Genomic DNA, 21,060 nt, shown 5'->3' on the forward strand with positions numbered 1-21,060 from the left:
TCAGGCTCATTGTGAGCTTGTTGTTTGGGCGTTACTTACCGCGCGCCGAAGGCCTTCATCTGGTTCCAGTCAAGTCCGGCATCGTTGACGTCATCTTCGGTCAGGAGGATGTAGTGCCACTTGCCGTCAACCTTGCCGCTGTTGTTGACCGTGTTGGCCCAGGTCTTGGCGGCCTTCGCCTTGGCACGGACGTCTTCGGCGTGGGCTTCTTTGTTCATCTTGGTCTCAACGAGCCAGCATGTTCGTTGACCGTCGATCTCCTCGATTGCGACGAGGTCGGGGTTGTACTCCCGGCCCTCCTGCGTCCACGTGATCGGCAAGTCTTTGATGTGGAGACGTGCCCACACGATGACGCTGGGGGCCTCGTCGAGTGCTTGGGCGGCCTTGTACTCAGGTGAAGTATCGAACCAGGCGTACTCGTAGAGGCACTTTGTCCAACCGTTGTAGGCAACGGACTTCGAGTGCGGCTCGGAATGCCCGCCAAGGTGTTCCTTAGTGGTCTGGCGCTCTTTCTGCAACCTCTGGAACTTCACCTCATCAGAGAACACAATGCCCTGGTTGGCGACTTTCCTCAGTTGGTCCGTAACCAGGTTGGTGAGCCTGCGGGCCGCGCGCTCCCAGAACGCGGACAGGTATCTTTGGGCGCCACTTCCCATACCGTCGATGAGCAGATCAGCGAGACGTTGTGCCGCGCGCGCCTCTCCTGCTTCTGGGCGGACGCTGGGGGCGCGCATGATGGCTTTCACGAGACCACCACGAGAGGTTTCGAGGGGGATGTCAAGGGCAAGGGCTTCTACCCTCGCCTCGGCTTGTACGCCGCGGATCGTGCCGCCTTCATCAGGCCGCAGCAGTGTCCGACGCAATTCGGTATCAGCCTCGGTCGCGAGTGCCTTGCCGAGCGCGGCGAAGGGGGCGTCGTCATGGATCTGATTGAGGGAGATCACCGCATTGGAAGGGACCTTCTGCGTGTACGGAATAGCAATCTCCGCGCGGTCCAGGAGCGGGTAGTGCTTCCGTACCTTGGACTCGGTCTCCTCTGCCGCGTCCTTGGCCTTGCCGAGCAGGTTCTCTAGGTCGACGATTCCACCCGCAGGCGCAAGCTCGGCCGGGAATGAGCCGGACGTCGGCGCACCGGCCTGCTCGGCGCCGTGCCTTGTGTCGCCGGCAGCGGTATCACCTGGGGAGATGACGTTGGCCTCTTCGTCCAGGACTTTCCTGCGAGCGACAAGCTTGCCCTCTGCGGTGCGGCGGATCTCGGCGAGTACAGCGTGGTCAATGAACTTCTCGTTGAGCGCTTGCCGCTTGGCCAGCAGGGCCTCGTACCGCTCGTGGGCGAGCACCTCGACAGTGTCGAGCATTTCGACTCCGGTGTACTCCCCAAACGGGAGGCGCATACCCCGTCCGAGGGTCTGCTCGGTCAGCACCGAGGACACGCTGGCGCGCATGGAGGCAATGACGTAGACGTTCTTGACGTCCCAGCCTTCCTTCAGCATGCCAACGCTGATGATGATCCGCACGGGTGACTGCGGGGCTTCTACATCCTCCAGCGCGGCCAGGGCCTCTTCCTTCTCGTCACCCTTCAGGTTCGAGTGGACGAGCAGCGTGCGGCCGATCCAGGCACCGTTGTCGAACGAATCACTGTCAAACAACTCCTGGTAACGGTCGGCTTCGGCGGTTTCTTGCGCGATGACAAGCATGACTGGGTTGATGCGCGGAATGCCTTCTTCGTCGCACCGTGCGTGGGCGAGGCGCTCCTTGTAGCGGAGCAGGGTAACTCCGTCGAGGAGTTTGGTGTGGTCGTCGTTCCGGTCGTCCTTGCGTGCGACGAGGACGGGCGTCTTGACGAGTTGGTCTTTGATCGCGCGAGCCAAGGGGTAGCGGTAGATAACGAGGTTCTCATCCGCCTTCGCCGGGGTTGCCGTCAGGCCGACGACGAGCTCAGGTCGCAGGTCGGTGATGGTCTTCGAGAACGCTGGGCCGCGGTAGCAATGGTGCTCGTCCGCGAGGATGACCAGGTCGTCGATGCTGCTGAGCCAGTTGAATAGGGAGCCAGAGAGCCACTCCTGGTATTCATGAGTGGCGCGCCCTTCACCGGTCTTCGAAGTGAGGGCTTGGACAGTGAAGATAAACAGTTTTGTCCGGCTGCTGTCTTCCATCACCTTGCGCGTTGCCGGGCTTTGAAAGTTGTCGGCCGTGATGACGAAGGGCTCAGATTCCATCGAGCCAGTCAGGGACTTGCGGTGGCCCGGGCTGAAGTTCTTGATGCTCTTGTCCCGGATCGTGCGGCCCGGAGCGAGGAGCAGGAAGTTGCGAGCGGGTGTCTCAAGCCCGGCAAAGTACTCGATAAGGCCGGCCATTACATAGGTCTTGCCGACCCCCGTGGCGGAGTCGACGACGCAATCGAAGGGAGCGGCCTTCGCATCGACATCAAAGTGCATTGAAGTCATCGCGGCGACACTCTCGACCGCTGCCCGGTTGGGTTCGCGCAGTTCGAGTCGGTGGGCAATCTCGGCGAGGAGGTCGTCGTTGATGTAAATGCCGCTCACGAGTCGGCTCCCTCCGGTTCCTGAGTGCGACGGTTAAACGGAGAGGTGTTGGCAGCCCGTCGCCGGTAGGTGTCGAGCACGGCCTCTGGGATCTTTGTCAGCCGTGATCCCTTCCGCGACTTGCGGAGCGCCTCTTCGGCGTCTAGGTCGATTTGGGTCGCCCAGACTTCAACGATTTCGTTCTCGGGGAGTTGGTCAAGAATCGCCTCCACCGTGCCGTGCCCTACCAGGCCGTCCAGGATTACGTAGCGCACCCGACCACGCTTGCCGGCGAAGATCCCGTCAGGTCGATAACGAACGCCGAGCTGGGCGCACATTGCCTGCGCGAGGTCGCCTTGGGTGGCCCACTCAGCGAGAACGACGATGTCGGCAATGCTCTCAAACATCGAGGGGCCGATTTCGTAGTGCGAGAATCCGCCACCACCGTGCCAGATGGTTGCGGTCTGGTTCCTAGTCTTTGTGGCGTCCCGAAGTGCCTTGACAGCTTCCCTATCGAGGTCGACACCTTTCACGACCTTGGTGAGGAGGCGGTTGAATTCCTGCGCCTCGTCTGGCGTCATATCTGCCGGTAGGTCTGCGTCTGCGACACGCTGGGTCAACGTCGTGACCCCACCTGGCTCCTCGCCTCTAACTACCCGTGCTAGCCGTGGTTTCGTGTAGGTAGCGACCGTGGCCGAGAGTAGCTCGACGGTCACCCACCGGCGCCCCATCTTGTGTGCAACCGCCGCGGTCGTTCCAGAGCCGCCGTAACAATCGAGCACGATGTCGCCGGGGTTTGAGCCGATGTGGATAACCCGCTGAAGCAGTTCCTCTGGCTTCGGGGTGGCAAAGGCGTGGAGGTCCGGGAACAAGTCGCGCACCTGGTTCTTGCCGCGCAGCGAGCCACCGACGTCCGATGCGAACCATAGTGTTTCCGGGACGCGCCCCTCGTCCGCCAGGTGCTTCTTACGCTGGATGCGTTCCTTGTAGAGATCAAGAAAGACCAAATCAGGCCAGTTTCCCGCCTCGTGCCTCGCGCGTGCAGCTTTAGCTGCGTCTTCCAACGGCTCCGCAAGCATGATGGCCGGGACACCTTGCTTTACTTTATCGGGGGTGGTGCCGCAAATGATGGCTCGGCGATCCTCGTCACCGATTTCGCGCAATTCATACTTGGCGTACTCGTTCATCTGCTCAAGGAACCAAGACTGCGCCTTCCCCCAGCATCGACCGGGGGTGGGGTACATTAGCCCGCCGGTGACCGGGTGCTGGATGCCATAAACCATCGGGTGGTTGGTGGCAGCCTTGCCCGCCGTTGCGTCGCCGTCGCGCCAAGGCACCGGGTCGCCATCTCGGGAGCGGTAGCGGGATGTATTCGAGGATGCGAGCCGCTTCATTCGGTTCGGGGCCCAGCGATCTGTCTTGCGGTACACCAACAGGCTGTCATGCGAGGCCGAGAAGCCCGTGGTGTCGTTTCGCGGCGATGTGGCCTTCTGCCACACGACCTCTGCAAGGAAGTTTTCAGCGCCGAGTTCTTCGTCCAGTACAGAGCGGCAGCGGTGCACCTCGGCGTCGTCAAGATGCACCCAGACCGATCCATCGTCAGACAGGAGCGGTTTGATCTGCCTCAACCGGTCGCGAAGCATCGTGAGCCAGATCGAATGCTCGATGTTGTCGTCGTAGTTGGTGAACGCCTGCCCTGTGTTGAACGGAGGATCGATGTACACCAACTTCACCTTGCCAAGGTAGCGCTCCGCGTACTCGGGGACCTTGTTCAGAATGTCCAGAGCATGCATGGCGTCACCCGAAATGAGGAGGTTTTCGGTGGTGGGCTCGGGTAGCCCACCAGGCCGATCCTCGCGGGGCTGCGCTTCGACGCGCTCCACCTCATGCAAAAGCCGAACCTCTGAAACGCGATAGTCGGCGCGATCGACAAACGTGTAGTCGTACTTGCCATCCCCCGTAGATAGGAGCGCCTTGTCCTTGTTCGTCCAGGTAAGTTCGAGCCCCCCGGTGTACCCCGCCGTCATGCAAAGTCCTGTCTGTTACGTCTTCAGTAACCTGGCACCAAGCTTGCCCGAACAGGAGCGATGATCGAAACCTGCGGTGGGCCGTTGGGCCTGGTCCTCAAGCGGCACGCCGCCCCAAGGATGATCTCAACCTGTGCGACATTCCGATCAGGCCCGGCGTTGACGCCCCGGCTTGGGCGGCACGCCGTGCTCAAGATAGTCCAGGAAGGGTCCACGCCCAACCCCCAACCAGCACGGCGCTCCGTGGTACCGAACACTCCGACGATGGCGTTCCTTCAGCGGTGGACCACGCACGCGAGCGCGGCGAGCAGGGGCGTTTGCCAGCAGGCCCCTCGCGTTAGGTAGAGAAGTCGTCGAAGATTGCCCCTTTGGCGGCGCGGGCGAGGGTGGCTTGGGTGCTCGCGCGGACTCCGAGGCGATTCAAATGAAAGATGACGTGCAGCGCGGTGATTCCGCGGATTCCTCGTGTGAGCTTGCCCGACTCACGGAGGGTGCGCAATGCCTTCCCGGCGTCTTCGAAGGCGCTCCGCCAGTCGTTGACGATGCCGCCTGCGCGAGGTGAGCCGAGCAACAGATGGCGGACGTCGGCGGTGAGGTCAGTCCACGCTCGAAGGTCCTGGGTGGGTGCTGGGCTTTCCAACGCACGGCGCTGGTCAGCGATCTTGGCCCAGACGTCGCCTTGCTCGTTGATGTCGAGGCCGGCGGCGCGCATGAGCGCGGTGCACAGGATGAGTGCGTGTTCCCGTCGGTCGTCGGGGTTGTCGCTGAGGTAGTCCAGGAGGTGGTGGCTGTCGTGGTGGAACAGGGTGTGGGCGGCGTTCATGCTGGCGGATCCACCGAAGGCATGGGTTTCTGGTTCGTAGGTGTCGGTGGACCAGTTCACGCTGTCGGTGAGGAGTAGGTGCACTGGATCGTTGGTGGTCGTGGCGGGTAGGTAGCGGATCCGCCATGGGCCTTTGCGGATGAACCACCACGAGGTGATGAGGCCCTCGGCTTCGGCAGCGGGTAGCAGGCGGGTGAGGTGTTCGACGGCTTGCATTTCCCGTTGCCTGGGGTCTGGGCCGGGGTAAGCGATGTTGACCTGCTTCCAGGAGTTCTGTTCCATGAGTGCCGTCCGGTCGATGTTGGCGGGTTAGCAGAGCAGTAGGCAGGCGTCCCATGAGGTCTTCGTGGTTCCGGTCGCGGCCAGGGCGGCGCCGGATGTCCCGTCGAGGAAGCCTGCGGGTTCGCTGGCCGCACCTGGCTCCTGCTGGTGGAGACGCCGCAGTGGCGCGAGGGGTATGGGTGTGAGGGTGTCGGCGGCGATGCGGCGGGCTGTTGTGAGGAGTCCGGCGGTTCCGTGGCACAGGCTGCGGTCGGTGAGTTGACGGATCTGGGTCGGGTCGTTCAGGCAGGCGGTAAGCGCGCTCTCGGCGAGGCGTTGACGTGTGGTGTCGCCGAGGGCGAGCGCTGTGAGTTGCTGAGCGCGGGCGATGCCGGGGGTGCCGTAGCACCAGGACGGCCGGAGCGGTCCGCGTTGGCTCGGGTCGCCGCGACGGAGGTCGTCGAGGGTGATGGTTTGGGGCCACCATGGGCCGTTGGTGGTGTGGCGTTGCCAGGTGTCTAGCCATTGGCAGATGCGGTTGATTGCCTGGGTCTGTCCGTCGACGGTGACGCCGTCGCGGAGGGTGAGCGCTAGGAGTGCGAGTGGCCCGGTGATGCCGTGGGCGATGCCGTGGTTGCTGTGGCCTCCGGCTGGTCCTGACTCGGTGCGGTTGGGGCCGTGTGGGCACCACCAGCCGGGAAGTTCGGCGATAGGTTCGGTGAGTCGTACGAGGTAGGTCAGTACCTCGCGGAGGAGGTGGAGGTCGCCGATGCGTCGCAGGACGACGCCGAGGCCGGTGAGGCCTCGGATGAGGTCATATTCGGCGTACGCGGGCTGTTGGCGTTGGTCGATCCGGCGGTGAGCGGTGTGCAGCCGGCGGCGGGTCACCGTGGCGGTCCCGGCTGCGGCGACGGCTTGGGCCCAGGTGAGCGCGGGCCGGTCGGACGCGGCGAGGACGAATGCGAGCGCTGGTACGCCGTGGTAGAGGCTGGCGTTGTCGGTGGCGCTGACGCCGTCGGCGGTTGCCTGCTGGAGCGCGGCGTAGGCCGCGTTCCACCTGCCGGTTTCGAGGTGCCAGAGGGCGATACCAGCTGCCCCGTCGGCGAGTGACTGTCCTGCGGTCATGGCGTGCCGCGGATGAGGGTGGTGTGGGCCGCGGCGCGGGCGAGGCGCAGACAGTGCCGTTCGGATGCGAGGTCGACGCCGATCATGCGGGCGTGGTGCAGGTGGAGCAGGTCGGCCAGCACTTGGTCCGGGTCGAGGCCGTCTCGGTCGACGAGTGCCCGGTAGGCGGTCAGCGCCGTGGTAAGCGCCGCTGCCAGGTCGTCGTCTCGGTGCGGTCGGCGGGCCTGGTTGAGCTGGGTGGGATCCAGGCGTGGGCCACTGCGGTGCGGGACGTGTTCGGTTATCCAGCGCGCGCCGTCGCCGGTGAAGCCGTCGGCGATGGTGATCATGCCGCTGGCTGTGGTGGTGTGCCGGTCGCCGGTCAGGTTCGCGAGGACGGCGCGGGAGTCGGCGGCGAACACGGCTTCTGCTGCGGCGAGGGTGGGCCCGGTGCCGTGGCGTGTCTCGGGTCGGTAGGTGGCCAGGCTGTAGTCAGCCAGGAGGCCCTGCTCGTCGAGCCGCTGAGCCCATGCGGCAACGTCGCGGGCAACGGTGGTGAACTGGTTGGCGTCGCGTAGTGGGATGCGCAGCCGCAGGTGGGGTTCTGGATCGGGGTAGCGCAGGAACCACCAGTCAGGCGGCAACACCTGGGGGCGTTTCGACAGGTCGGCGAGGATGTGCTCGGTTCGGCCGGTGAGGCGGGCGTCCAGCCAGAGCGATTGGCCGGGGCGGTGCTGCTCGGTGCTGGCGGGCCGCGCCGGTCGAGGAGGCAGGTCGTCGTGCGGCGGGGTGCGGGTCAGGGTGAGTAGGAGTTCGGCGGGTCTGCCGTCAATCCAGCCGGCCCGTCCCGGCGCCTCGGTGAGTGTGGCGTGTCTGTGCCGGTCGAGGTGGCTGCGTAGCAGCGCCAGGTGGGCGGTGTCGTCCAGGTCGAGGCGTAGCCGTGTGTCACCGCTGCCAAGGAGTACGTCTGCTGGTAGCCGGTGCTGGTCACGGTGCCGCTGCCAGGCCACCCGCCACTGGTGCCAACTCGCACGCCCGGATAGTTTTCCCGCGGTGATGATCCAGCGGGCCGGGTGCAGGATCGAACGGCCCCGCCGTATCCGTGGCAGGAACGGCAGGCTGTGGCAGCGGCCCCAGTCGAACGGGACGCACGGTGCCGTCCACGCGATGGGGATCTCCGTCAGGAACCGGATGAGCGGCTGCTGCAGCGTCGGCAGAAGCAGGCAATTGAGCAGCACGGGTTCGACCGGTCGGCCTGTCGTGCGCGATACGAGCCAGAGCCGCTGGCCATCGCCTGCGACGGCCAGGTCCGCGAGCGTCCATCGCGGGTCGGGGTGGAAGTCGCCGACCGGCAGGACGGGCAGCAGCTCGGGGGCTCGGGCGAGAGCGGCCAGCCGGCTGCCCAGTGGAGGGCCGGAGATCTGCACGGCGTCCGCGCCTGGCAGGGCCGTTGGCAGGTGGGTGTAGACGTCCGTGAACAGCGCGAGTTCCGACGGGGTGAGCAGGTGTAGAAAACGGCCTGCTGCGGCGCCTGCGTGGCGGGCGCCGCTGACGACCGTGAGCGTGAAGTCGCCTCGGTCGAGGTCCCCGAGCGTGGCTGCGGCAAGGGTGAACTGAAGTTCGGTGTGCGGGACCGGAGGCCGGTCGTCGTCACCGCGCAACTGGTCGATCAGTTCGGCGTCGAGCACCACCTCAACGCAGTCCTGCAGGGCCGCGCGCTGGGCGAGTTCCGCGAGGAGGACATCGCGGGCGGTCAGTCCCGTCGGGTCGCGGCGCGGCGAGCCGCGGTAGCCGGCGGGGAAGCCCAGGACGCGTAGGACGTCACGCAGCGGTACGGCCGCGCCTGGTCCCCAGCGTTCGATGAACGCGGCGTGGTAGGCGGCCCAGCCCGGTAGGCGCGGTGCCACGCTGACGAGCACTGCTGCGGCCTCGCAAGCCTCGCGGACCACGGCCGATGGCAGCGTTACGGAGCAGTCGACGCGTAGGTCAACCTGGACACGCTCGCCGGGGTCAGGCAGGCCGATGTGCTGCCTGAGGTAGGCGACTGGGTCGGTCACCGTTACCGGTGGGCGGAGCTCGGACACGAGGACGCCTGCGGCAACGAGTGCGGCAAGGAGCCGCTCGGCGCCGTCTGGCAGGTTCATGTTGGTCCGCTCGACCATCCGGGCAGTCAAGTCGGCGAACGCGATTGGTGAGCTGGCGAGCTGCACCGCCAGTCGTATCGGGTCGGTGAGGTCGATTTCCACGTCGCTGATCCGGTCACCGTCGCTGTGGCCGCAGGGCACCACCCACGTACTGCCACGCGGATAACCGATCGGGTTCGTGACGACCCTGACCGTGCGGAGCACGTGCAGGTTCCGTTCCGCCTGGGCTGTGTGCCCGGCGATGAACCGGCCATCCGAGCACCTCATCTCCCAATGCACCGCACCCCAGCGGACCGCGGCGCGGGGCCCAAGCTGCACGGGAGCGACTCCGGCGAATCGACCGAACGGCGTCGCGCGCGTCGTCCACCTCAGGAGGTACCGGACTGTCGCCTCCACCACGCGGCGCAGTCTCGGCCCGGTCACGGCTTCGTCGGCGAGTACGCGGGCGATCTGGTCGGTCAGCTGTGGCGCAGCGTGGGTAACGGCAGCGGCGAACCCTGGTAGCGCCCAGGCCTGCTGTAGCCACTCCCGCCATTGGTCTGGCTGCTCGACGGTCAGGTCGGGCCACTTCAGCAGTTCGAGTTCAGAGGGGTAGGACGCGGCCCTGATCAGGGCTGCACCCGTCGCTTGGAACATCGCGCGCTCCCGGAACCGGCGGGGCAAAGGAGAAGGATGTGAGGGTGGGGCCCGACCTCGTGAGGTCGGACCCCACCGCGCGGTGACACTGTTACTTACCGCCGCCGGAGCAGGCGTTCGAACCGGTGTTGCCCGAGCCGCAGCCGTCGTCCGTGGCAGTCGCGTACGCGCTCAACGCCGGGCCAGCGTCGACCAACCGGAGGTTGAGCTCGCCCTCCACGTGCTCCTGGCCGACCTCGTACTCGTCGAACTCCATCAGGACTCCCTTCCCTCAGTGGTGAAGGCCAGGACGATGCGGCTGTGCCGCTTGTCCACGGCCGTCCCGGCCGGCAAGTCGCCGTCGGGGGTCTGCGCGGGCACGACGTACAGCGCTGGCGCGGGACAGCCGGCGCTCACCCAAGCCCGCATGTGCTCGACCAATCGCCCCGCTGCCGCAGCCGCCGCGGAAGTGTCAGGGCCGTGGGCATACGCGCCCAAATCGAACGCGTCGCCGGTCCACCGCAGCTCCGACCGGTAGGCGAACGTGCCGTCGTCGTGCAGGACAGCAGGAGTCCCGAACCGCCACGACGGCGCGACGACGCCGGACGAGATGGCGGCGTCCTGTGCGGTCAGCACCACGAACTCCTGTCCTGCGGCGGCGATGCGGGTCGCGAGCCACAGGTCCAAGTCCGCCAGCACGGTGGGAGGCGGCAGGCTTACTCCGGCCCATGCCTCCTGCCGGGGCGTCTCGAGTAGGCCGTCGAGGCTCCGGGAGGGAATCTGCTGGCCCTCATCGAGGCGTAGATGGACGCCGTCGGCAACGTCGACGTACTGCACGTCGTACGCCCCGTCGCCCTGCACCGGCACGAACCCGCACTGCCGCTCACTCACGCTGACCAGGCCGACACCGGCACGGCGCAGCGCCCACGATCGCGTCATCCCGAACGTGCGCAGCGGCACCACCAGGACACCGTCGTCGGTGAGCTGCTCGCGCCATGCCGGCGGGATGTCCCACGCTCCTGCGGTGACGATGATGAGGTCGTACCGGCGGCCAGGCTCCGCAGGATGTTCGGCGTCGGCGCACACGACCTTGACGTCGTCGTAGCCTGCGGCCTTTAGACATGCGACTGCCCGGTCCGTCACGTCTGGGTCGATGTCCACCGTGGTCACGGAACCGGCCGCGCCGACGAGTTCCCGCAGCAGCGAGGCGTTGTAGCCGCCGCTACCGATCTCCAGCACGTGACGGCCGCGGAGACCGCCCAACGCGTCGGCCGCCTGGCCGAGCATCTCCGCGATGAGGAACGGCGCCGATACCGAGCTGATGTTCTCCTCACCGCGCCGCTTCGTAATGACCGCCCTGTTCTCGTACGCCTCCTGCAGGGGAAGGCCGGGCGTGAACAGCTCGCGAGGCACCTTCCGCATTGCGGCTTCCACCTCAGTCCGCAACGTCAGACCCTTCGCCGCATGGTCATCGGCCAACTGATCGACCATTGCACGGCGCAAAGCCGCGCTGTCTATGGTGCTGACGCTCATGGGCTGCTCCCTCCGGTAGGTACAGACCGCCAAAGCTCCGGCGGCGCTCCTGCTTCCAACGATCGACCGGCGCTTTGCCACCGGGTGTGGAGCTGATGGGTGGCCAGCTCCCTGGCTCTCACATTCACTCTTCGAGGCCCTCGGAGGTAATGCCTGGCATGCGGACGAATCCGATGTCCGCATGCCAGGCATCCACGAGGCGGGTGGGTAATGAACCTCTCCTAGGCATGCTTGGTTGCATCGCACCGAAGGGTGCGTGACCCTAGTTTGGCGGTGTCCGCGCTGCTGGCCGCCGTCTGATTTGGAGCGACGACCCGAGGAGGCAGTGCATGGGTCAGGCCCCCCGGGATCTCCAGCCATCCCTGTCCGAGCGCCACTTCTTCGGTGCCGAACTTCGCCAACTGCGTGAGCGGGCCGGTCTGTCTCAGGCACGCTTGGGTGCAATGATCCGATTTAGCGCTGATCTGGTTCGCCGGGTCGAGACAGCGGATCGGTTTCCCTCCCGGGAGTTCGTTGAGGCCTGCGATAAGGCGTTAGAAGCCAGCGGGTCCTTGATGCGGCTGCTGCCGCTGCTTGAAGCGAGCCGCAACAACGTGCGCGAGCCACCCACCGGCCACCTTGGTGTAGCCAACATGTTGCCCACCTACTCGGAGCAACCATCAGGGACGCCTGGCATGCTCGTGCGGGTTCCGTTCCAACCCGGGGTCCTTGATCGTGCCGCTCTGGACTGGTTAAACACCACAGCCAGCCCTCTTCTGTCGATGGCCGAACGGCTTGGCTCTCGAGATCAGGTTTGCGAAGAGGACCTTTTCTCCGCTGAGACCGCCCTGGCGATGTTCAGGCAACTGGACCACACACATGGTGCTGGTCGGGTGCATGCCCAGGTGCAGCGCTTCATAGAAGATGAGTTGAACCGTCTGCTTGCAAAGACGCCCGGCTCGGCGGCGATTGGGCGGCGCCTCAACACGCTGGCAGCGGGTTTCTTTGAGTTGTGCGGCTATCAGGCGGTTGATACCGGCGCCCACGGTCTCGCGCAGCGCCGCTACCTACGCGCCCTGCGGCTGACGGAGGCTGCGGACGACCGCCTTTACGGCAGTTATCTGCTCGCCGTGAACATCGGCCACCTCGCCCTGCACTGCGGTCATCCCGCGCCAGCTCTGCGGATGGCGCTCGCAGCAGTGCACGGGGGCCAGACGCGGGCGACGCCCGCAGTGCGCGCAGGGCTGCACGCCGTGGTCGCGCGGTCGCACGCCCGACTCGGACAACAGGGCGAGTGCCTCAACCACCTCGCTATCGCGGAAAGGCAGCTGGCCCGCAGCCGACCTGAGGACGAGCCGACGTGGATCCGCTACTTCACGTCGGCCTACCTGGCTGATGAAATCGCGCACTGCTTCCATGACCTGGGCAGACCCCAGGAAACCCAACGGCACCTGCGGGACGCTCTCGCCGCGCTGAGCCCCACGCATGTTCGTCGTCTTGCCATCGACACCGCGCTACTGGCCTCGTCGTTGGCCGCCGCCGGGCGCATCGACGAAGCCTGCGCTGCCGCTCGACAGGCGGTAGATCACACGGCGAAGACCGCTTCGCACCGCTGCTTGCAGCGCGTCGTCGAGGTCCAAGCGGACCTTGAGCCCTACCGGTGCGAGCTCGAGGTACGTGAGTTCGGCGAGTATGTGCGGGATCAGCTGCCTCATGCGGCAGTGTGACCCCTCAACTGGTCGCCGCAGCCGCCACCGCAGCACGGTAATGAGCCAACTCCGCCTCCAAAGCGGCACCGGCGCCCGTGGACGTCGCCACGTAATGGCCGACGTCAGAAAGAAGCAGCAGCTCATGGGGAACGCCTCGGGCCGCCAGATGATCGGCTAGCTCGCATACATCCCCCATCACTGCCACTTCATCGGCGGTGCCGTGGATGAACAACACGGGTCGCCGGACAGCGGCGGCCTCGACTCGCCCGGCACCGCCGCGAAGCCTCAAGGCGTGCGCACGCTGGAACCGAGGTACCGTCTTCGTCCATCGGTCAGGATCCACGATCGCTGAAATGGCGGTAGCAGCGGCGAAGGGGCCGTGCTGTGCCACCGCCTGCAGCGCCGTGTATCCGCCAGCGCTGGCACCGCGGATGAAAACCTGCCCTGGCGTGGCTTGCCCTGCTGCTAAGAGGTGGTTCGCCACTGCTGCACAGTCGTCAACGTCGTCCAAGCCCCACCGGCCATACAGGGCTTCCCGGAAGGCCCGGCCGTACCCCGTGCTGCCGAGGTAGTCCACATCAACAACAGTGAATCCGCGACTGGTGAAAAACTGTGCCTGCCAGTCCAGGCGCAACAGGCAGGACGCGGTTGGCCCTGGGTGCGCCCGAACGATCACGGGAGCCCGCCATGACGCCGGCGAGCCCGCCGGTGGATACACCAGCGCCAGCACCTCACGACCGTCTGTGACGCGGACCCGCAGCTCCGTCGGCGTCGACACCTTAACCCTGGCAAGCCCGGCATGTTCCGACTTGGCAAGCACCTCCACCTGCGGGTCGTTATCGCCCAGGTGAACGAGAGCGATCTGAGGTGCCACCGTCGGTGACGACCCGATCAGCGCCACCGCCGTCCCCAGCGCAGCCAGGTAGGGCTTGATCGACGTGTACGGCAGCTCCACAGAACGGACAGCGCCGGAAGAATCGATGAGAACGAGTCGGTGTCGCGGCCCGTCCTGTACTGCCACGACGATTCGACCGTCTTCAAGGAAGTCGTATGACGCGTAACCCAGCTCCCACGGCTCTGCGGCGCACTCACCGATAATGGATGCCACCGCCTCGACCTTGTCTCCATCCCAGCGGAACAGATTCCACCAACCGCTGCGGTCTGACATGAAGTACAACGCGCCATCGGGTCCCCACCGAGGCTCGATCGCCGACTCGTCGGCACCGCCGGCGACCTTCACCGGTGACTCGATGTGCCCGTGCGGCGAGTAGGACGCCACCCATACCTCGCAGGCGTCCCAAGGCATGTCGCGCTCGCTCCAAGCAGACCAGGCCAGGGAGCTGGGACCTGGCCGTGGTGCGCTGAGGAAACCTCCGCTCGCGACGAGGGTTCTCCGCTGTCGTGTGCCCGTTAGCGAAATCCCGATCAGCTCGTCGCCGTGGTCCGACTCTCGCACTGCCAGCAACTCGCCGTCGCCGAGTGTCAGATCTCCCAAGGAAGCCTGGCTGACCAGGTCGAGCTCACCGCCGTGACGACCCTCGTACAGGCCACCTTCGCCAGCGCACCACAGCCATCCCTCGGCGACCGCGAAAGATCCGCCACCGTACGCGTGGACACTGTTAGTCACGTTAAACCCCGCAGGGCTGGCATCGCGTACGCCCTCGCCGCCCCGCCAACACGTCAATGTCGTGACCCCACCTGCGTCCGGGCGAGTTTCTAACCAATAAAGCGCGCCGTCTGAGACGCGCAGCTGGTCGTAGCTGACGGACGCGCCGACGGCATCGCCCAGCGAGACAGCAGCGACAGACTCCGCCACGTTCACGGGCCCCTCCTCGAACAACTCTGCGTAGCCCGCCCGTCGCCGGACCGGCACGAGTGCTCCTCGGACATCGGCGACTCTACGCCGGAGTCCTCCGCCCCAGTCGCTGGACACCGTATGCCGAACCGGGCGCAGGCCGGGTCGCCGTGTCATCGCCCTCTTCATGCGGACAACTCCCCTGTCCGCATTTCCGGTATCGACCCGGCTATTCAATCCGAGCGACCCTTTCGAAGCGGAAAGGCCCACAGGCCTGGCCGGTAAAGATGTCCCCGCCCAATCAAGACTCAATCGGATCGGAAGGGCTGCAGTGCAGTTGCAAGAGGGCTTAGCGCGTTACGGGTACCACCAGGAGTTGGCCCGAAGGCTGCGCTTCCGGGATCTGGTGGCGTACGGCTTGGTGTACATGGTGCCGATCGCCCCGATGGCGATCTTCGGCAGTGTGTACGTCGGCTCCGGCGGGATGGTCGCCTTGGCGTATGCGATCGGTGTGGTGGCGTTGGTATTCACGGCGTTCTCCTATGCGCAGATGGTGAAGGCATTCCCGATGTCCGGCAGCGTCTACAACTACGCAGGGCGCGGCATCAGCCCGCCGGTCGGGTTCCTCGCCGGCTGGGTGATCCTCCTGGACTACGTGCTCGTACCGGGCTTGTTGTATCTGGTGGCGTCGGTGGCGATGCACGCGACGGTCCCGTCGGTGCCGGTGTGGTTGTGGCTCCTCGGGTTCGTCGCAGTCAACACGATCGTCAACTCGGTCGGGATCCGCATGACCGCGGCCGTCACGCGGGTGATGCTGATCGGCGAGCTGATCATCCTGGCGGTGTTCCTGGCCGTCGCCGGCTGGGCCCTCGCCTCGGGTAGGGGCCGGTTCAGTTGGGAGGCGTTCTACAACTCCGACACCTTCACCTGGTCGGTGGCGGGGGGTGCGGTGTCGATCGCGGTGCTGTCCTTCCTCGGTTTCGACGGCATCTCAATGTTGGCCGAGGAGACCAAGGGCGGCTCCCGACAGATCGGCCGGGCGATGGCCGCCGTCCTGATCCTGGCGGGGGCGTTGTTCGTCGCACAGACGTGGCTGGCGGCGATGCTCGTCCCTGACCCGGGCGGGCTTCTCGCCGAGGGTGACCCGAACGGGACCGCGTTCTACGACGCCGCTGCCGTGGCTGGCGGGGGTTGGCTGGCGCCGCTGTGCGCGGTCGCGACGGCGATCGCGTGGGGGTTGCCGAACTCGATGGTCGCGCAGGTCGCGACGTCTCGGCTGCTGTACGCGATGGCCCGTGACCGGCAGTTGCCGGCGTTCCTGGCGAAGGTGTCGATCCGGCGCAACGTGCCGATCAACGCGACGCTGCTCACCGGTGCGGTGTCCCTGGTACTGGGCCTGTACATGGCGACTCGTGCGGATGGGATCAGCCTGCTGTCGTCTCTGATCAACTTTGGGGCGATGGTCGCGTTCCTGGTCCTGCACGTCTCGGTCGTGGTGCATCACCTCATCCGGGAGCGCAGCGGTAACTGGTGGGCGCACCTGGTCATGCCCGCCGTCGGCTTCGCCATCTTGGTGTGGGTGGTGGTCAACGCCAACATCGCCGCCCAGCGCCTCGGCCTGGCCTGGCTCGCTCTCGGCGTCATCGTCCTGGCTGGCTTGTACCTGTCCGGCCGCCGCCCTGCCCTGTCGGGGTTGGCGCCCGCGCAGCCGCAGGCGCGTCACGTGGAGCGGGTGTGACCGGCATGGACACGTTCACTTACCGGCCCGCCCGAGACGAGTTGGCGTACACCTTCGGCGGTCGGATGCCGGTCGCGCACGTGCGTGGCGGGGACGTGTTCACCGTCGTGACGGAGGACTGCTTCGGTGGTCTCGTTCGGGGTCCGGCGGACCTGCCGTCGCAGGTGTGCCGCATGCCGTACCTCAATCCGGTGTCCGGGCCGTTCTTCGTCGAGGACGCCGAGCCCGGCGACACCCTCGCCGTCCACCTCGCCGCCATCACCCCGGCCCGGGAGTGGGGTGTGTCCTCGACGTTCCCGCACTTCGGGGCACTGACGTCCACCTCCCACACCGCTACCCTGCAGCCGGCGTTGGAGGAGCGGGTGTGGGTGTACGGCATCGACCGGCAGGCCGGCACCGTGCGGTTTCAGGCCACGCGCAGCGACCACAGCGTTGACCTGCCGCTGGACCCGATGATCGGCACGATCGGTGTCGCCCCCGGCGGGTTCGAGGCCCGATCCACGCTCGTGCCCGACACGCACGGCGGGAACCTCGACACCCCGCACCTGCGCGCCGGCACCACCCTCTACCTCGGCGTGAACGTTCACGGGGCGATGCTGGCCCTCGGCGACGGGCACGCCCGCCAGGGTGAGGGCGAGGCCTGCGGCGTCGGCGTGGAGATCGCCACGACCACCACCCTCGCCATCGACGTCATCAAAGGCGTCACCACACGGTGGCCGCGGTTGGAGACTGACCAGGACATCCTGACCATCGGGTGCGCCCGTCCATTGGAGGACGCCTACCGCATCGCCCAACACGACCTCGTCAGGTGGGCCAGCGCCCTGACCGGCCTGGAAACCCTGGACGCCTACCAACTCGTGTCCCAGGCGGGGCGGGCGCCGATCGGCAACGTGTGCGACCCCAACTACACCGTCCTCGCCGCCATCGACAAAACCCTGCTCCCCGCCCCGGGTACCGCATACGGCGGGGCACACGAGCGGCTGCGGCGGCTCACCGCTGGGCTGCGGTAGGAGCCCGGACGATGACCGCGTCGATCCCGCGCCTGCCGCTGCGCGATGAGCTGTTCCTCCTCGGCCACGACGACGACACCGGACACTCCCACGTGCACCGGCAAACCCTCGCCCTCGGGCTCGCGGGCGCGGTCCTGATCGACCTGTACCTGGCCGGGCGGGTGACCCTCGACCCGAACGACCACACCCGCCCGGCCACCCACCAACGGATACACCCGCACATCGACCGGCCGGTCGGGGACCTGATCGCCGACGCCGCGACCGCCACCATCCGCCACACCCACCCGCCCCTGCGCGGGTGGCTGCGCGGGTTCTCCGACGACCTCTACGACCGCACCCGCGCCGGCCTGGTCGCCGGCGGCATCCTGCGCCACCACACCCGACGGCGCCTCGGCGGCCTCATCCGCGCCGACACCTACCTGCCCACCGACAGCAAATGGGCCGTCATCGCCCGCTCCCGCCTGCGCTACCTCGCCGCCGGCCACGAACAACCCAACAACCACACCGCCGCCCTCGCCGGCCTCGTCGCCAACCTCGGCCTCACCCACCACCTCTACCTCGATGACGACACCCCAGCCCTGACCGCCCGATTGAAAGCCATCGCCGGGCAGCACTACCAGTCAGTACGCGACATCACCGCCGCCGTGGACGCCGCCGTCGGTGACCTCGCCACCGCCGCCTACCGCTAGCCCCAATTCACCTCACCTCAAGAAAGCCCACCGTGAACAACCTGCCCCACATGCGACCTCCGACCGACAAGCCCCACCCGGTACGCCGGCGAGCCGTAAAGGTCCCTGCCGCCGTCTGCGCGCTCGGCCTGCTCGCTACCGCCACGGCCATTCCGATCTGGACGGGCACCGTCGTACCGGCCTTAACCGCACCTTCACCTTCCAGCGCCACCGCGTCTCTCCCAGCCGTGGCGCAGCCGTGTCCGTCGCCCGCCGCCCTGACGGCAGCCCAGCTCAAGACACGTGCCCAGCAGACACTCGAACCATCGCCGACGCGTCTGCCGGCGTCGACCCCTTCGCGGCAGGCTCTGAAAACGGTCGCGGTTGGGCCGTCCGGCTCCGATGCGATCCCGGGCCGGTTCGCCTACGTCCACCTGCTGCAGTGGGCTACGGACACCACGATCGCGGGCAACAGCACCACCACGCGGATCGTGCTGTTCGAAGAGCAACGTTGGCGTGCCGACGGCGCCTCCGGACGCGCCATCCGCAGCCGCTACCCCACCGGTCAGCAGCCCACCGACGACAGCACCTACAAACCCGGCGAGCTGGGCGGACCCATCGGTCGATCGCCGCCGACCCGGCAGCGCTCACCGCGCACATCAATGCCAACCGGTCGCGCCAGCCGCGGTTCCTCGGACCCACCGCCGTCATTCGCGGCCTCGTCAGCCTGCTCGGCTGGAGCACCCCCAACCAAGCCGCCCGCACCGCGATCCTCACCGTCCTGCGCGACACCCCCGGCATCACCTACCACGGCCCGGTCACCGACAGGGCAGGCCGAACCGGCATCGGCGTCAGCGCCACCTCTAACGACATCCGCTTCCTGCTGATCCTCAACCCCGCCACCGGCGAACTACTCGCCTACGAAAGAGCAGCACTCGCACCACCGCCCGGCAGCGACCGAATTGGCCCCCTGGTCGACGACTACCAACTGTTCCTCGTCCACAGCCGCGCAAACAGCAGCAGCAGCTCCTGACCCCGCAACCAAGAGCCTTCTAAGGAACCCCCGCCATGGACACTGTCCCGCGTATCCGCGCCGCCCGCTGGGCGGACAAAGACCACGTCGCCGCACTCATCGCCGACGCCCTCGATCCCAGCCCTCTCGCAACCTGGCTGATCCCCGACCCGGGCCCACGACGTCGAATCCTCACCGACGTCCTCGGCATCTGGGTCGAGCACGCCCTGTTCTACGGCGACATTCACCTCACCGACGACGCCACCGCCGTCACCGTCGGCTTCCACCGATACCGGCCCATCCCGCCACCAGCGAACTACCCCACCCGCCTCGGCGACGCCGCAGGCGCCCACAGCGATCGCTTCGACCTCCTCGATCGGCTACTCGCCACAGATCGACCCAATGAGCCCCACTACCACCTCGCGTTCCTCGCCGTGTCGCCCACCGCCAGCCGGTCAGGACACGGCACGTCCCTGCTCAGCCACCATCGCAGCCGACTCGACCAGGTGAACCTACTGTCCTGGACGAGCACCACCCCCGACGCCGAGAGCCTGCACGTCCGGCACGGCTACACCCCCGGATCGGTAATTCAATTGCCCGACGGCCCGGTCATCTGTTCCATGCGCCGCAACCCTCTCCACGGCGACATCCAGCCAACCAGGACGACCACCACCGAGGACCAAACCAGCCATCCGATTCTGCGACCATGACCCATCCGCCACCCGCGAGAACGAGAGATGAGACCGCCTACCGGGTGGACACCGGACTTCGGGTGGCGAGGCTGAATCCTGCTGTCTGCCGATCCCGTTTCAGCTGAGCAAGTAGCAGGGAAGACAACCGATGCGTAAGGACTGGACCGCTCTGCCGGAGAGCGTCACGGCAGCGATCGCCGAACGGATCGGCGGAACCCTGGACGTCACCCCGGCTTCCAGTGGCGACCACGCTGAGATCGCCTCGACAGTCACCGGACCAGCCGGACAGATCTTCGTCAAGGCGGCCTCCGGCGAGTTGAGCGTCCGGTCGCTGCGCTACGAACCGGCGGTACCCGGGCCGTCGACCGGTACGCGCCCGCAGTCCTGTGGCAGTTCCAATCCGACGGCTGGTGGGGACCGAGCATCTGCCCGGTCCCCACCCCGACCTTTTCACCTGGCAGCACCGACCTCGACCTGCTCCTCGCCACACTGACGGCACTTCAAAAGACGCCAGCGCCCGGCGAGGCGTGGTTCACCCCAGCAGCCCGACTCGGGTTCGCACACCCCACGATGGGCGGTGAGACTCTCATCCACTCTGACCTCAACCTGACCAACATGATCGTGGCACCGGTCGGCCTACGCTTCGTCGACTGGCGTAGGCAACCAAAGCCGCCGCATGGGTCGAACTCGCGTTGCAACGAATTTCACGAGCGTGTCGTAGGCCGGTCGAGCTCGGCCGCGAAGAAAGCCGACGCGGCCGTCAAGACCTCATTCGCCCGACGCAGCTCGGCGTTCTCCCGCCGCAACCGCTTCAGCTCCGCCGACTCCTCTGACGTGACCTGGGCCGCTGGCCGTCATCGACCGGCGCCTGCCGGACCCGCTTCCGCAATGTCTCGGCCGTGCCGATTGTCAGCCGGGCCGCCACCGCGGTGATCGCCGCCCAGTCAGACTCGTAGTCCGGCCGTACCTAGGCGACCATTCGCACCGCCCGCTCCGCAACTCCGCGGATACGGCTTCGTTCATGCCATCTCTCGATCCTTCCCAAGCGGGGAGGTCCCTACAAGATCCGGGGCGGTTCAGGTCGTCGCGCGCGCCGCTGACACCGAAAGCGGACGGGTGCTGCGCTGGACCTACGACTCACACGATGACGCAACCAGAATGGTCGACCGCCTCCTGTGCGCCGACACCGCAGGCCGGTGGCGCGAGCAACAAGGCGGCACCCCGCCTCATCAAGCTCCTCGCATGGAGGCGACTAGCTGCGAGAGTAGGCGCGGCCAAACGATCCAAGAGCGGATGTCCACCAGCCCTCGACTCGCACCTCTATCAGCAACGTCACGCCGTCGAGTGCGGTATCGACCGCCTCAACCGCAACCGAGCTGTGTCCAGCCGCTTCGACAAGCTCGCCGTGAGCTAGGCGGCCACCAT

15 protein-coding genes are annotated in these 21,060 nt (G+C 66.6%); 7 read left to right on the forward strand and 8 right to left on the reverse strand.

Annotated elements, in window-relative coordinates:
• Positions 1 to 35: 35 nt before the first annotated feature.
• From AB0C20_RS04475 to fxlM, 7 genes are all read right to left on the reverse strand, one after another.
• Positions 36 to 2,546 (reverse strand): DEAD/DEAH box helicase family protein, encoded by a 2,511-nt coding sequence (locus AB0C20_RS04475; RefSeq protein WP_357567332.1) that lies wholly within the window; start codon positions 2,544 to 2,546, stop codon positions 36 to 38.
• Entirely contained in the window at positions 2,543 to 4,552 is a 2,010-nt protein-coding gene (locus AB0C20_RS04480) for a site-specific DNA-methyltransferase (RefSeq protein WP_357567333.1), read from the reverse strand. The genes AB0C20_RS04475 and AB0C20_RS04480 overlap by 4 nt, the downstream gene beginning before the upstream one ends.
• 337 nt (positions 4,553 to 4,889) lie before the next feature.
• A complete protein-coding gene (locus tag AB0C20_RS04485; protein WP_357567334.1) occupies positions 4,890 to 5,657 on the reverse strand; it encodes a thiopeptide-type bacteriocin biosynthesis protein in 768 nt (255 codons plus the stop codon).
• A 27-nt stretch (positions 5,658 to 5,684) separates the two neighbouring features.
• On the reverse strand, positions 5,685 to 6,761 hold the full coding sequence (locus tag AB0C20_RS04490) for a lanthionine synthetase C family protein (protein WP_357567335.1): 1,077 nt from the start codon (positions 6,759 to 6,761) through the stop codon (positions 5,685 to 5,687).
• Entirely contained in the window at positions 6,758 to 9,520 is a 2,763-nt protein-coding gene (locus AB0C20_RS04495) for a lantibiotic dehydratase (RefSeq protein WP_357567336.1), read from the reverse strand. The genes AB0C20_RS04490 and AB0C20_RS04495 overlap by 4 nt, the downstream gene beginning before the upstream one ends.
• Positions 9,521 to 9,611: 91 nt before the next feature.
• Positions 9,612 to 9,776, reverse strand: coding sequence for an FxLD family lanthipeptide (locus tag AB0C20_RS04500; RefSeq protein WP_355033256.1), 165 nt, complete (start codon positions 9,774 to 9,776; stop codon positions 9,612 to 9,614).
• Positions 9,776 to 11,032 carry a methyltransferase, FxLD system gene (fxlM, locus tag AB0C20_RS04505; protein WP_357567337.1) on the reverse strand — a complete coding sequence of 419 codons (1,257 nt, stop codon included), beginning with the start codon at positions 11,030 to 11,032 and terminating at the stop codon, positions 9,776 to 9,778. The genes AB0C20_RS04500 and fxlM overlap by 1 nt, the downstream gene beginning before the upstream one ends.
• Before the next feature lie 329 nt (positions 11,033 to 11,361).
• Between fxlM and AB0C20_RS04510 the strand changes: the two genes are divergently transcribed.
• Complete coding sequence (locus AB0C20_RS04510) at positions 11,362 to 12,738, forward strand: helix-turn-helix transcriptional regulator (RefSeq protein WP_357567338.1); 1,377 nt, start codon at positions 11,362 to 11,364, stop codon at positions 12,736 to 12,738.
• A 4-nt stretch (positions 12,739 to 12,742) separates the two neighbouring features.
• On the opposite strand, the gene AB0C20_RS04515 is transcribed toward AB0C20_RS04510, so the two are convergent.
• On the reverse strand, positions 12,743 to 14,542 hold the full coding sequence (locus AB0C20_RS04515) for a prolyl oligopeptidase family serine peptidase (RefSeq protein ID WP_357567339.1): 1,800 nt from the start codon (positions 14,540 to 14,542) through the stop codon (positions 12,743 to 12,745).
• 304 nt (positions 14,543 to 14,846) lie between these two features.
• Between AB0C20_RS04515 and AB0C20_RS04520 the strand changes: the two genes are divergently transcribed.
• The 6 genes from AB0C20_RS04520 (at position 14,847) to AB0C20_RS04545 (ending at position 20,128) form a co-directional block, all read left to right on the forward strand.
• Positions 14,847 to 16,253 carry an APC family permease gene (locus tag AB0C20_RS04520; protein ID WP_357567340.1) on the forward strand — a complete coding sequence of 469 codons (1,407 nt, stop codon included), beginning with the start codon at positions 14,847 to 14,849 and terminating at the stop codon, positions 16,251 to 16,253.
• Positions 16,250 to 17,263, forward strand: a complete 1,014-nt coding sequence (locus AB0C20_RS04525) for an acetamidase/formamidase family protein (protein ID WP_357567341.1) — start codon at positions 16,250 to 16,252, stop codon at positions 17,261 to 17,263. Before AB0C20_RS04520 ends, AB0C20_RS04525 begins: the two co-directional genes overlap by 4 nt.
• A gap of 11 nt (positions 17,264 to 17,274) precedes the next feature.
• Complete coding sequence (locus tag AB0C20_RS04530) at positions 17,275 to 17,952, forward strand: GPP34 family phosphoprotein (protein ID WP_357567342.1); 678 nt, start codon at positions 17,275 to 17,277, stop codon at positions 17,950 to 17,952.
• Between the two features lie 490 nt (positions 17,953 to 18,442).
• A complete protein-coding gene (locus AB0C20_RS04535) occupies positions 18,443 to 18,964 on the forward strand; it encodes a hypothetical protein (protein WP_357567343.1) in 522 nt (173 codons plus the stop codon).
• A gap of 35 nt (positions 18,965 to 18,999) precedes the next feature.
• On the forward strand, positions 19,000 to 19,653 hold the full coding sequence (locus AB0C20_RS04540) for an N-acetyltransferase (protein WP_357567344.1): 654 nt from the start codon (positions 19,000 to 19,002) through the stop codon (positions 19,651 to 19,653).
• A gap of 130 nt (positions 19,654 to 19,783) precedes the next feature.
• Positions 19,784 to 20,128 (forward strand): hypothetical protein, encoded by a 345-nt coding sequence (locus AB0C20_RS04545; protein WP_357567345.1) that lies wholly within the window; start codon positions 19,784 to 19,786, stop codon positions 20,126 to 20,128.
• Positions 20,129 to 21,060 lie beyond the last annotated feature (932 nt).

This window comes from Micromonospora sp. NPDC048843 (assembly GCF_040649965.1).
Lineage (GTDB): Bacteria > Actinomycetota > Actinomycetes > Mycobacteriales > Micromonosporaceae > Micromonospora > Micromonospora hortensis.

What these genes read in the sequence shown, in the direction of transcription:
- AB0C20_RS04490 (WP_357567335.1), bottom strand. Translation starts at nt 6,761, where the DNA reads ATGACCGCAGGACAGTCACTCGCCGACGGGGCAGCTGGTATCGCCCTC.
- AB0C20_RS04510 (WP_357567338.1), top strand. Translation starts at nt 11,362, where the DNA reads ATGGGTCAGGCCCCCCGGGATCTCCAGCCATCCCTGTCCGAGCGCCAC.
- AB0C20_RS04545 (WP_357567345.1), top strand. Translation starts at nt 19,784, where the DNA reads ATGCGTAAGGACTGGACCGCTCTGCCGGAGAGCGTCACGGCAGCGATC.
- AB0C20_RS04500 (WP_355033256.1), bottom strand. Translation starts at nt 9,776, where the DNA reads ATGGAGTTCGACGAGTACGAGGTCGGCCAGGAGCACGTGGAGGGCGAG.
- AB0C20_RS04480 (WP_357567333.1), bottom strand. Translation starts at nt 4,552, where the DNA reads ATGACGGCGGGGTACACCGGGGGGCTCGAACTTACCTGGACGAACAAG.
- fxlM (WP_357567337.1), bottom strand. Translation starts at nt 11,032, where the DNA reads ATGAGCGTCAGCACCATAGACAGCGCGGCTTTGCGCCGTGCAATGGTC.
- AB0C20_RS04530 (WP_357567342.1), top strand. Translation starts at nt 17,275, where the DNA reads ATGACCGCGTCGATCCCGCGCCTGCCGCTGCGCGATGAGCTGTTCCTC.
- AB0C20_RS04495 (WP_357567336.1), bottom strand. Translation starts at nt 9,520, where the DNA reads ATGTTCCAAGCGACGGGTGCAGCCCTGATCAGGGCCGCGTCCTACCCC.
- AB0C20_RS04540 (WP_357567344.1), top strand. Translation starts at nt 19,000, where the DNA reads ATGGACACTGTCCCGCGTATCCGCGCCGCCCGCTGGGCGGACAAAGAC.
- AB0C20_RS04485 (WP_357567334.1), bottom strand. Translation starts at nt 5,657, where the DNA reads ATGGAACAGAACTCCTGGAAGCAGGTCAACATCGCTTACCCCGGCCCA.